This is a genomic window from Mucilaginibacter sp. UR6-1, assembly GCF_020880975.1.
Taxonomy (GTDB): Bacteria; Bacteroidota; Bacteroidia; order Sphingobacteriales; family Sphingobacteriaceae; genus Mucilaginibacter.
Genome location: NZ_JAJIWP010000003.1, coordinates 807269 through 819506, shown reverse-complemented (window position 1 = coordinate 819506; position 12238 = coordinate 807269). Strand labels below are relative to the sequence as shown.

Genomic DNA, 12238 nt, shown 5'->3' with positions numbered 1-12238 from the left:
CAATCGTCTATATCGCTTCAAAGTAACGTTTCAGCTCCCAGTCGGTTACGGCTTTGGCATGCTGCCGGTGCTCCCATATACGGGTATTGGTAAAATGATCAACAAAGCCCTCGCCAAACAACTCTTTAGCTACCGCTGAGCTTTGCATAGAGATGGCGGCATCGTACAAGTTACTATGCAGGCGGCCATTGCGTAAATACTGGTAACCGTTACCCTCTGTCGCCGGGATATTCAGGTCCAACTTATGCTTTATACCATACAAGCCGGATGCCAGCGAGGCGGCTATAGCCAGGTATGGGTTGGTATCAGAGCCGGGAATACGCATTTCTGACCGGGTATATTTCTCGTTATCATTCAAAATACGGATGGCTGTTGTACGGTTATCAAAGCCCCAGGTAATGGTTGTTGGTGCCCATGCGCCTTCAACCAATCGCTTATAGCTGTTGATGGTGGGCGCGTACATGGGCAGCAAATGCGGCAGGCAATACAACTGCCCGGCAACATAATGTTTTAGCAGATCGCTCATGTTATTGGCATCGGCGGCATCGTAAAACAGGTTGCTTTTTTTATCCTTATCCCATAAACTTTGATGAACGTGCCCGCTGCAACCCGGCAAATCAGCATTCCATTTGGCCATAAAGGTAGCGGTAATGCCATGTTTTGAGGCGATCTCTTTCACCGCGGTTTTAAACAGCACAGCCTTATCAGCAGCGGCAAGGATTTCATCGTGCACTATGGCAGCCTCATAAACTCCCGGCCCGGTTTCGGTATGCAGGCCCTCTATCGGAATATCAAACCTGGTAAGCAGGTCAAACAGATCATTATAAAAAGCACTTTGCTGCGAAGTGCGTAATATGGAATAACCAAACATGCCCGGCGTTAATGGCTGCATGTTGGTGTAACCTTTCTGCTCCAGGCTATGCGGCGTTTCTAAAAAATTAAACCACTCAAACTCCTGCGCAAACTCAGCATGGTAGCCCATATCATGGCATTGCTTAACAATACGCTTTAGCAAACTGCGCGGGCATGCTTCAAGGTCGTTACCATCGGCCTTGCTAAAATCAGCCAAAAAAAACGGAATATTATCCTGCCACGGAATGTTACGTTTGGTTGTCAGGTCAATACGGCAATCCTTATCGGGGTAGCCGCTATGCCAGCCGGTAAGCTTAACATTATCATACGCGGCATCGTTTATATCCCAGCCAAACACCACATCGCAAAAACCATAGCCATCCTGCAAGCCATCTAAAAACTTTTGCACATTGATGGTTTTTCCGCGCAGGGCGCCATCAATATCGGCAAAGGCGAATTTTATTTTAGTGATGTTATTGTCTTTAATGTAGGCGAGTAACTGGTCTTTATTCATGCGTGTAAAGGTATAGCCAAAAGTGAAAATAATAAAGTTTTTGCAAAGCCGGTTATTAACCGATAAATTGGAGTTAAATAATGACTCACAACCCAAACTTGCTTTTTGTTTATGGCACGTTGCTGATAACGAACAATACGTTTGGCGCATACCTGCAAAGCCATTGCAGGCTATTAACCAAAGGTAGGGTTAAAGGCATATTGTATGATGCAGGCGAATACCCGGGTGCAATTATTAACAATTCAGGCAACTACATTTACGGCCATATTTATAGCATTAATAAGCCCGATAACGTACTGCCCATATTGGATGATTACGAGGGTATTAGTATTAATGAACCCCTGCCGCATGAATATCTGCGCTTGTTAATACCTGTTGAAACTGATGCAGGGATGATAAATTGCTGGATGTATGTTTATAACTGGCCGGTTGATGGGTTAAAGGTTATTGATGGCGGAGATTACTTGGTTTATAAATCTGCTTCCTCGTTATAAGCTACACGCATAAACCGCATTACTTCATCATTCACATCTTCCGGATTTAGCATCCTGAAATGGTGGTTATATTGTTCATCGCCGGGTACCTGCGCTATCTTCTGGAAACACAAATTATCTTCGTAAGCCTGTTTAAACGGAAATACCACGTGGATAAAATTCTTACCCAGTTGCGCTACCCATGCTACGCGCTTTTGCCCGTTGCTGATACCGATCATGGTTTTGGTTGGATGTAATTCAACAATTCCGACTTCATTAAACTTTGCCATAAAGTGATGGAATAAGCTAAGCGTATGCTCCGACTTGCCTATAAGAAAATCGTTAAGTTGATCATCCGTCCGCATATTGTAAAGATATGATTTGGATGTTAATTATTAGTGAGTTGTATTAAATGCGAATAATGAAATTTTATTGTAAACAAAATCACAAATAACATCTTCAAGTTTAAAAAATCGTTTTATCTTAACGGGAATTTACCTTTATACCCATCACAATGAAATTTTCAATATCTAAACTTGCAACTACCTTCCTGTTATTAATAATTAGCTTTTCAGCCTTGGCGCAGAAAAAACCAAGTGCAAAACCTTTGCATGATGTTGTTGAACAGCACAAGCAAATTTTTGACAACTCCTGTATCCCGATGTCGATCGAACTTGTATTGAAATATCATAACAAAGTTGCTCCTGATTTTTATGACCTTCAAAAACAATGGCAAAACAAACTGGACGGTACCTTTAGCAACTTTGACGGCAAAACAATAGCCGGTTTAAAGTTTAAACGCCAGTTTGATATGTCCAGGGGTGATAACTTTCCATTTAACAAGCTTTTCGCTACCATCGACTCCGAACTAAAAGCAGGCAGAAAGGTGATCGTTTCATTACCCTCCGGCGCTAACATGTGGCACATGTATGTTATCGACAGAAAAATAGAAGGCGGGGATTATCTGGCCTACTCAAGGGCATACAATTACAACAGTCATTTAACACTCGAGTACATTAAGAGGTGGATATTTGGCGTTAAAGGCACCGATATCATGACTTATTCTATTGTTAATTAGGTTGGATGATGTCTATTTGAATATTTCATTACTTGTCCTATATTTCTTTTGTGCGATCAAAAGAAACAAAACTCGCCGGCTACGCCCTGCCCGGTGAAAGGGTATGCTTTGGCAGGGGCCTGTGCTGCTCCGGGCATTTCTGATGCCGGTTAGATAGGTTATTTGCGGTTTGTGCTTTGGTTAGGTTAAAATAATTCCCTCCCCACGGGAGGGTTAGGGAGGGTTTCGCAAACTATTACTTCCTGATCATATCCCTTAGTCAGCGAGAAATCTACAAGCGTTTATAATCAGTCGACAGATTTCTCTCTCGTACCTCAATCGAAATGACAACTTTAGTAGTTTACGTCATTGCGACGTACGAAGCAATCTCTTTAGTGCATTCCTCATGATAAGTCGCTCGAGGATTGCTTCGTACCTCGCAATGACGTGATTTTAATTTTCAAAGTCCTCCCCCTCGGGGAGGATTTAGGAGGGATAAAAAAAATCCCCCGGCTTTTTCAAACCGGGGGACCAATTATTTATAAAAAAGCTACAGTATTAAACTTTAGCTGATTTTACAGTTTTGATGATAACCGCAGCTACTTTGTATGGATCGGCAGCCGAGTTAGGGCGACGATCTTCAAGGTAACCGCTCCAGTTGTGCTCAACTGCGTAAAGCGGGATACGGATTGATGCACCACGGTCAGATACGCCATAGCTAAAATCGTGGATAGAAGCAGTTTCATGCTTACCGGTTAAGCGCTGATCGTTATCGGCACCATAAACCGCGATACACTCGGCAACAGCCGGACGGAAGGCCTCGCAAACTGCTTCGAATTTCTCTTTGCTGTTTGCAGTACGTAATAAGCTGTTTGAGAAGTTAGCGTGCATACCTGAACCGTTCCAGTCAAGCTGACCAAGCGGTTTGCAATGCCAGTTAATTGCTACTCCGTATTTCTCGCCAATTCTTTCCAACAGGTAACGTGCAACCCAGATCTGGTCACCGGCTTCTTTAGCGCCTTTAGCAAATATCTGGAACTCCCACTGACCGGCAGCAACCTCGGCGTTGATACCTTCAACGTTAAGGCCAGCCTCTAAACAAACGTCTAAGTGCTCTTCAACAATCTCGCGGCCGAAAGCGTTGTTAGCGCCTACTGAACAGTAGTACGGGCCTTGCGGACCAGGGTAACCACCAGCCGGGAAACCAAGCGGTTTGTTGGTTGCTGGATCCCACAGGAAGTACTCCTGCTCAAAACCGAACCAGAAATCATTATCGTCATCCTCAATGTGGGCACGGCCGTTTGATTCATGCGGCTCACCTTTTGAGTCAAGCACTTCACACATAACCAGGTAGCCATCCTTACGTTGAGGATCAGGAATAACGAATACTGGTTTTAAGATACAATCTGACGAGCCGCCTGGTGCTTGCTCGGTTGACGAACCATCAAAGCTCCAGTTAGGAAGATCTTCTAATTTACCGCTAAAATCTTTTTCAATTTTTGTTTTGCTGCGCAGGCTTTGTGTTGGTTTGTAGCCGTCAAGCCAGATGTACTCAAGTTTTGCCATTGTTTTATTTATTTCTTTTTTAAAATAGTTGGGGTTTAATAACAGTTTGGTGTATTTCGCAACTAATTATTGAGGCGAATTTAAATTATTTTTATAGAATTCATAATAATATTACAAAATATTTAACTTTTTTTTGTGAATACCGTATAAATCCAATTCAAATTAATAAATAGTTACAAATTCGCTATTAAAGTTAACCACTACTACAATTTACCTTTGCAAACGCGACCAATAATTTTCCATAACTGTTTAAAACTATCACATCCGGTAATATTGTATCATAGCATGGTAAATACCGTAAATATCATCTCAAAATAAAAATGTATGTAAATACGCTATTACGATTTACCATAATGCGATCGATTGTTGTATTTTTTTATTAAAATTGCCTGATTTAAAAAAAGCGGCTGCACATAAATAGCCGATGAAAGCATAACAGATACATTTTTAAATCAAAAACCGTTTTGGTTTTAATCAGTTAATATTTTTGGCGCCCGTTATTAATTAACAAAGGGCAATTGTAGAGAGAATGAACAATACTAACAGTGTTGCAGGCAGCTATGCCGATGTTGTTTTAATTGGCGCAGGTATTATGAGCGCTACTTTAGGTGTAATGCTTAAAGAACTCCAGCCCGACCTCACCATTGAGATATTTGAACGCCTTGACGTTATAGCTGCTGAAAGTTCGGACGCGATGAACAACGCGGGCACAGGCCACTCCGCCTTTTGCGAACTCAATTACACCCCCCAAAAGCCCGATGGCTCTGTTGAGATAAAAAAAGCCATACAAATTGCCGAGCAATTTGAGATAAGCAAAGAATTTTGGGCACACCTGGTTGAAACCGGCTACATCTCATCTCCAAAGGAATTTATTACCAAAGTACCCCACATGAGCTTTGTTTGGGGCGATGATAATGTAGAATACCTTAAAAAACGCCAGCAGGCACTGGTAAAGCATCACTTTTTTAAGGATATGCGGTATTCAGAAGATGCGCAGCAGCTAAAACAGTGGATTCCCCTTATAATGGATGGCCGCCAGCCCGGCGAAAAGGTTTCAGCCACTTATATGGACATTGGTACCGATGTTAATTTTGGCGCGCTAACACGTTCATTGTTAAATAAATTAAAAGCCCAGCCCGGCGTTAACCTGAGTGTTAACCACGAGGTTGAGGATATAACACGCAATAAAGATAATAATAATTGGCAGCTTAAAGTTGCTGATAAAACCACGGGCAAAACCCGCAAACTCGAAGCTAAATTTGTTTTTGTAGGTGCGGGCGGTGGCGCTTTGCCTTTGCTGCAAAAATCGGGCATACCGGAGAGCAAGGGCTTTGGCGGTTTCCCGGTAAGCGGGCAATGGCTGGTTTGTACCAACCCCGCCGTGGTTGCGCAGCATAATGCCAAGGTTTACGGCAAGGCATCTGTTGGTTCGCCGCCAATGTCGGTACCGCATTTGGATACCCGAATGGTAAATGGCAAACGCGAATTGCTATTCGGACCATACGCTGGTTTCTCTACCCGTTTTTTAAAGAAAGGTTCGCTGCTTGATCTGTTTAAATCTATCAAGCTACACAATATAAAACCGCTGCTATCAGTAGGTCTGCATGAAATGGCCCTGACTAAATACCTCATCGGCCAGGTAATGCAATCACCCGCCGACCGCCTGAAAGCCTTGCAGGATTACTACCCGCAAGCCAAGCAAAGCGACTGGAAGCTGGATATTGCAGGCCAGCGTGTGCAGATCATCAAAAAGGACGACAAACTGGGAGGCAAACTTGAATTCGGCACCGAGGTGGTTACCTCTGCTGATGGCAGCATATCGGCCTTACTGGGTGCATCGCCGGGCGCGTCAACCTCAGTGCCTATCATGATACAGTTGATTGAGCGTTGCTTTAAAGACAAAGCCCGGTCAGCAGCTTGGCAGGCCAAATTAAAGCAGATGATACCATCTTACGGGCAATCCCTTTCAAATAACGAACAGTTAGCCAATGCTACCCGCGAACGGACGGGGAATGTGCTGGGGATATTGTAAGTTTAGATATTATATATGAAAGGCGTTTTGAGAATATCAAGACGCTTTCTTTTTGGCATATCGTTAAGACGCTATTGTTACTTAATACCATTCCCGCTTTTTTTATATTTTTGCATCGCCTCAAAACACGGGCTTAATAGATGGATATATCAGTAGTAGTACCTTTATATGATGAGGTTGAATCGTTACCGGAGCTTACCTCATGGATAGCGCGCGTAATGGATGAGCATAAATTCAGCTATGAGGTAATACTGGTTGATGATGGCAGCAAGGATGGTTCGTGGGAGATGATCTGCCGCCTTAAACTGAACAATCCGCATTTAAGAGGTGTAAAATTCAGGCGCAACTATGGCAAATCCGCCGCGTTGAATGTGGGCTTTGAGGCCGCGCAGGGTAATGTTGTGATCACTATGGATGCTGATCTGCAGGATAGTCCGGATGAGATACCTGAGCTTTACCGCCGCATAACCGAGGAGCGATATGACCTGATATCGGGCTGGAAAGCCAAGCGTTATGATCCGCTGACCAAAACCATCCCTACCAAACTGTTCAACTCGGCTACCCGCAGCATGTCGGGCATACATAACCTGCACGATTTTAACTGCGGCCTGAAAGCGTATCGAAAAGCCGTAGTTAAAAACATTGAAGTTTACGGCGAAATGCACCGATATATACCCGTTTTGGCCAAATGGGCGGGCTTTACCAAAATAGGCGAACAGGTAGTTGAGCACCGTGCACGTAAATACGGCAAAACAAAGTTCGGCCTAAGCAGGTTCATCAATGGTTTTCTGGATTTGCTTTCCATATTTTTTGTGGGCAAGTTTGGCAAACGCCCGATGCACTTTTTTGGTACTATGGGCGTGCTCAGTTTTTTTACAGGTTTGGTAATGGCCTTATGGATCATATTTGAAAAGCTTTACCACATTGCACGCAATGAGCATTATCGTGATACGACAGACAATCCGCTGTTTTATATAGCGTTGGTGGCTATTATCTTAGGCTCTCAACTATTTTTAACCGGCTTTGTGGCCGAACTGGTTTCACGCAATTCAAGCGACAGAAATAACTACCAGGTTGAGGAAACGGTTTAGATCTGTTGATGTGCAGATATTTTTTGATGTGCAGATATGCGGATGTGCAAATGTGCAGATCAAAAAAAACAGATACATGAAAAATATTTGGGAATACAATCAACTTAGATTACAAACAATTTAATCAAACTCATCTGCACATTTGCACATCCGCATATCTGCACATCAAAAAATATCTGCACATTAACAAAGCATGCATTATACCATCATTATACCTTTATATAACCGCCCGCAGGAAATAAAAGAACTGCTGGAAACACTCACCCTGCAAACGTATAAGCAGTTTGATGTGATGGTTATTGAGGATGGTTCAAAAGATGATGCTGCCGATATTGTAAAAAGCTTTCAGGGTAAGCTTGAGCTTACTTATTACGTTAAACCGAACGAAGGTCAGGGCTTTACCCGCAATTTTGGCTTTGAACGCGCTAAAGGCGATTACTTTATTATATTCGATTCGGACTGCCTGATACCGCCCGATTACCTGGAAACGGTTAATAACACCCTTACCACCAACTGGCTCGACATGTATGGCGGGCCCGACGCGGCGCACAGCTCCTTCACCCCTATCCAAAAGGCTATCAGTTACTCCATGACCTCGTCTTTTACTACCGGCGGCATCCGTGGCAATAAAAAAAATATGGGCGGGCAGTTTCACCCGCGCAGCTTTAACATGGGTCTGTCGCGCAAGGTGTGGGAAAAGGTTGGCGGTTTTATCATCACCCGCCTGGGCGAGGATATTGAGTACAGCATCCGGGTACATACCGCCGGTTTTAAGATCGGCCTGATACCTGATGCCATTGTTTACCATAAACGCCGCACCAACTTTACGCAGTTTTACAAGCAGTTGCATTTTTTTGGCAGGGCGCGTATCAATATTTATAAATTTTTCCCGCAGCAGTTAAAGGCGGTACACTTTTTTCCGGCGGTGTTTACGCTGGGTTTAGGCTTTACGCTGATAGCCAATTTATTGCAATGGCAAATAGCAGCGCTTTGCAATATTTTACTGTCTGTTTATATATTGTTAATATTTTTTCATTCGTTAACTAAAAATAAATCTCTAAAAATCGCATTTTTGAGCATAATAACATCCCTCATTCAACTGGTAGCCTATGGCTTTGGTTTTATGCAGGATTATTGGAAACATGTTATCATGAAAAAAGCTTAGCATCTATATATGTACCATCCGTTTTCTATTGTAGAAACTTTAAAATCTTCATGGCACATTTTCAAGGGTAACTTTGTAACCATCATTGTTTATTCGGCTATTACCTTTTTGCTGTTAGGTGTACTTTCTGTGGCTTTGGCGTTCACATTTTCTCCGGATGATTTTACGTCGACCATGATATTCTCCTTTATTATGCTGTTTATCCAGGCTTATTCAACCTTAGGTTTGTATAAACTGATATTCACGGTTATCGATAGTGAGTATTACGAGTTCGAGTTCTCGCAGATTATTCCAACCATTAAAATGGTGTTGAGCTACCTGGCTGTTGTTTTTTTGCTGGCATTTATTGTTACCAATTACAATATCGGCGTTAATATGCTTGAACCTTATGAGGATTTGCAAACCCTGGTGATGGTATTCAGTACCATAGTGGGGCTGTACCTTGCATTCCGCATCATGTTTTTCAACACCTTTATTGTTGACGACCATTCCGGCCCCCTTGAATCATTAAAGCAGAGTTTTATGCTTACCAAGGGTTATCTGCTTAAGATCATTAGCATACTGGGTATAATATTATTGCTTATCGCGCTGCCCATTGCCCTGTCAAACTTTTACCCTATTATTTCAATTGCTATACTGTTTACCTATCCCTTTGTTAACATTGTACTGGCTGTTACCTACCGCAAACTTGTATACAGCCACATGGATCTGGATGACAGCGTAGCCGAAACTGACTAAACTATGGGTTTAAAAGCTTCCCTGAGTAAAATATTTGCCGCCTACGTTAACCGCCAGCTTAACAAGCAACGCAAAAACGCGGTACCCCTGCAACATAAAACTTTTTTACAACTGATAGCGCAGGCTAAAGATACCGAATTTGGCAAGGCGCATAACTTTGACCAGATACGTACTTACGCCGATTTTAAACGCCACGTACCCGTACGCGATTATGAGGAACTGCGCCCCTATATTGAGCGCATTGTAGCCGGCGAACCTAACGTAACCTGGCCGGGCAAGCCTTTGTATCTCACTAAAACATCGGGCACTACATCGGGTGTTAAGTATATTCCCTTATCAAAGGAAAGCATGCCGGGGCATATCAAAGCCGCCCGCAACGCGCTGCTGAGCTATATACATGAAACGGGTAATGCCGAATTTGTGGATGGCAAAATGATATTTTTACAGGGCAGCCCCGAGCTGGCCGAAAAAAATGGGGTTCCTGTTGGTCGGCTGTCGGGCATTGTGGCGCACCATGTGCCGGGTTACCTGCAAAAAAACCGTTTGCCAAGCTACCAGGTAAATTGCATTGATGATTGGGAGCAAAAGGTAGATGCCATTGTAGCCGAAACCGGCCAGGCTGATATGCGCCTCATATCGGGCATACCGCCCTGGTGCCAAATGTATTTTGACCGGCTATCGGCCAAACACGGCGGTAAAAAGATAAAGGATATCTTCCCGAACTTTAAGCTGTACGTATACGGCGGCGTTAACTATGAGCCTTACCGTGCCCGTATGGAAGAAAGCATCGGCTTCGCGATAGATACCATTGAAACCTACCCGGCATCAGAGGGTTTTATCGCTTTCCAGGATTCGCAAAAGGAACGCGGGCTACTGCTACAGGTTGACCTGGGCATGTTTTACGAGTTTATCCCTGCGGATGAATACTTTAACGATAACCCTACCCGCGTCAGTTTAGAGGACGTGGAGCTGGATAAAAACTACGCACTCATACTCAACACCAATGCCGGCCTGTGGGGCTATAGCATTGGCGATACGGTTAAGTTCATTTCAAAAGATCCATATAAAATAGTGGTGAGCGGGCGTATAAAACACTACATCTCTGCCTTTGGCGAGCACGTTATTGGCGAAGAGGTAGAGCACGCGCTGATGAGCGTAGCCAAAGAGGAAGGGCTTAACGTGGTAGAATTTACCGTAGCGCCGCAGGTTACACCCGAAGCGGGGCAACTCCCTTACCATGAGTGGTTTGTGGAGTTTGGCAAGGAGCCCGCCGACCTGAAAAGCTTTGCTTTGAAAGTAGACAAGGCACTGCAAAAGAAAAATATTTACTATTTTGACCTTATTGAGGGTAACATTTTACAGCCTTTGATAGTCAATAGCGTAAAAAAGGATACTTTTATAAATTATATGCGGTCGCAGGGCAAACTTGGCGGCCAAAACAAAGTTCCGCGCCTGGCTAACGACCGGAAGATAGCGGATGAACTGAAACAATATATTAATTAACGCCATTGAGGATATACACATCTTCAGGTGCGACAGAGAATGCTTGATAATACATCTTATATAAAAAATATTGCCATTTTAGGCTCAACAGGCAGTATTGGCACGCAGGCGCTGGAGGTGGTTACTGAAAACCCGGACCTGTTCCAGATGGTGTTGCTTACGGCTAATAATAATGCCGACCTGCTGATACAACAAGCGCTGGAATTTTACCCTACCCACGTAGCTATTTGCGACGAAAGCAAATATGGCCAGGTAAAAGAAGCGCTGGCAAAAACCGAAATACAGGTACATGCCGGGCACAAAGCCATTGTTGAACTGGTTACCCTGCCCGAAATTAATGTTGTACTTACCGCTATGGTGGGCTTCGCCGGGCTTGAGCCTACCATTGCCGCTATAAAGGCAGGTAAGGACATCGCTTTAGCCAATAAGGAAACTTTGGTAGTTGCCGGTGAACTGATTACCGAATTAGCCCGTGAACACGAAGTAAAGATATTGCCGGTTGATTCAGAACATTCGGCCATATTTCAATGCCTGGTTGGTGAAGAACAAAATCCCATAGAAAAAATCATCCTGACCGCATCGGGCGGCCCGTTCCGTGGCAGGGATGCCGCGTATTTGGCCAATGTTACCCGTGAAGATGCCCTGAAGCACCCCAACTGGGTAATGGGCGCCAAGATCACCATTGATTCGGCCTCGCTGATGAATAAGGGCCTTGAAGTGGTTGAAGCCAAATGGTTGTTTGATTTGCAACCCTCGCAAATTGAGGTGATCGTGCATCCGCAATCCATCATTCACTCTATGGTTCAGTTTCAGGATGGATCGATCAAAGCACAGATGGGCCTGCCTGATATGAAATTGCCGATACAATACGCTTTGGGTTATCCGGAACGGATAGCTAATAATTTTAAGCGTTTCAGCTTTACCGATTACCCCTCGCTTAGCTTTGAACAGCCTGACATAAAGACATTCCGTAATCTTGGTTTGGTATTTGATGCACTGCAAGCAGGTGGTAATATGCCCTGTATAGTTAACGCGGCCAATGAGGTAGCCGTTGCAGCCTTTTTAAACAGGCAAACCGGCTTTTTGGCTATGAGCGATGTTATTGAGGCCTGTATGCAAAAAATGGAGTTTATTGAAACGCCTACCCTGCATAACTACCTGGAAACTGACAGACAGACACGCATGTTAGCACAAAATTTAATACAAACTTTGCCGTTAAAGGCTTTACAACTTGATACAAACTAATA

At 43.7% G+C, this 12238-nt stretch carries 11 protein-coding genes; 8 read left to right on the top strand and 3 right to left on the bottom strand.

All coding sequences use genetic code 11. From position 1 onward, the window contains the following. Positions 1 to 7: 7 nt before the first annotated feature. A complete protein-coding gene (locus LJ707_RS14155) occupies positions 8 to 1366 on the bottom strand; it encodes a glutamine synthetase family protein (RefSeq protein WP_228952039.1) in 1359 nt (452 codons plus the stop codon). An 80-nt stretch (positions 1367 to 1446) separates the two neighbouring features. On the opposite strand from LJ707_RS14155, the gene LJ707_RS14150 reads away from it, so the two are divergent. Continuing rightward, complete coding sequence (locus LJ707_RS14150) at positions 1447 to 1860, top strand: gamma-glutamylcyclotransferase (protein WP_228952038.1); 414 nt, start codon at positions 1447 to 1449, stop codon at positions 1858 to 1860. Here the strand turns inward: LJ707_RS14150 and LJ707_RS14145 are convergent. Continuing rightward, a complete protein-coding gene (locus LJ707_RS14145) occupies positions 1836 to 2204 on the bottom strand; it encodes a DUF5655 domain-containing protein (protein ID WP_228952037.1) in 369 nt (122 codons plus the stop codon). The two genes, LJ707_RS14150 and LJ707_RS14145, sit on opposite strands and share 25 nt — an antisense overlap. Positions 2205 to 2353: 149 nt before the next feature. Between LJ707_RS14145 and LJ707_RS14140 the strand changes: the two genes are divergently transcribed. Beyond that, positions 2354 to 2917 (top strand): hypothetical protein, encoded by a 564-nt coding sequence (locus LJ707_RS14140; protein WP_228952036.1) that lies wholly within the window; start codon positions 2354 to 2356, stop codon positions 2915 to 2917. A 537-nt stretch (positions 2918 to 3454) separates the two neighbouring features. Here LJ707_RS14140 and LJ707_RS14135 read toward each other — a convergent pair. Continuing rightward, complete coding sequence (locus LJ707_RS14135; RefSeq protein WP_228952032.1) at positions 3455 to 4462, bottom strand: glutamine synthetase beta-grasp domain-containing protein; 1008 nt, start codon at positions 4460 to 4462, stop codon at positions 3455 to 3457. Positions 4463 to 4991: 529 nt separating this feature from the next. Between LJ707_RS14135 and LJ707_RS14130 the strand changes: the two genes are divergently transcribed. The 6 genes from LJ707_RS14130 to LJ707_RS14105 all read left to right on the top strand — a co-directional run bounded on the left by LJ707_RS14130 (position 4992) and on the right by LJ707_RS14105 (position 12236). Next, positions 4992 to 6494: a malate:quinone oxidoreductase gene (locus LJ707_RS14130; protein ID WP_228952030.1), complete on the top strand. Its 1503-nt coding sequence runs from the start codon at positions 4992 to 4994 to the stop codon at positions 6492 to 6494. Positions 6495 to 6634: 140 nt separating this feature from the next. Then, positions 6635 to 7585, top strand: a complete 951-nt coding sequence (locus LJ707_RS14125; protein WP_228952029.1) for a glycosyltransferase family 2 protein — start codon at positions 6635 to 6637, stop codon at positions 7583 to 7585. Positions 7586 to 7778: 193 nt separating this feature from the next. After that, positions 7779 to 8750 (top strand): glycosyltransferase family 2 protein, encoded by a 972-nt coding sequence (locus LJ707_RS14120; protein WP_228952027.1) that lies wholly within the window; start codon positions 7779 to 7781, stop codon positions 8748 to 8750. Positions 8751 to 8759: 9 nt separating this feature from the next. Beyond that, positions 8760 to 9488: a hypothetical protein gene (locus LJ707_RS14115; protein ID WP_228952024.1), complete on the top strand. Its 729-nt coding sequence runs from the start codon at positions 8760 to 8762 to the stop codon at positions 9486 to 9488. Between the two features lie 3 nt (positions 9489 to 9491). Then, positions 9492 to 10991 carry a GH3 auxin-responsive promoter family protein gene (locus LJ707_RS14110; protein WP_228952023.1) on the top strand — a complete coding sequence of 500 codons (1500 nt, stop codon included), beginning with the start codon at positions 9492 to 9494 and terminating at the stop codon, positions 10989 to 10991. Positions 10992 to 11030: 39 nt separating this feature from the next. Continuing rightward, positions 11031 to 12236: a 1-deoxy-D-xylulose-5-phosphate reductoisomerase gene (locus LJ707_RS14105; RefSeq protein WP_228952022.1), complete on the top strand. Its 1206-nt coding sequence runs from the start codon at positions 11031 to 11033 to the stop codon at positions 12234 to 12236. The last annotated feature ends 2 nt before the right edge of the window (positions 12237 to 12238 follow it).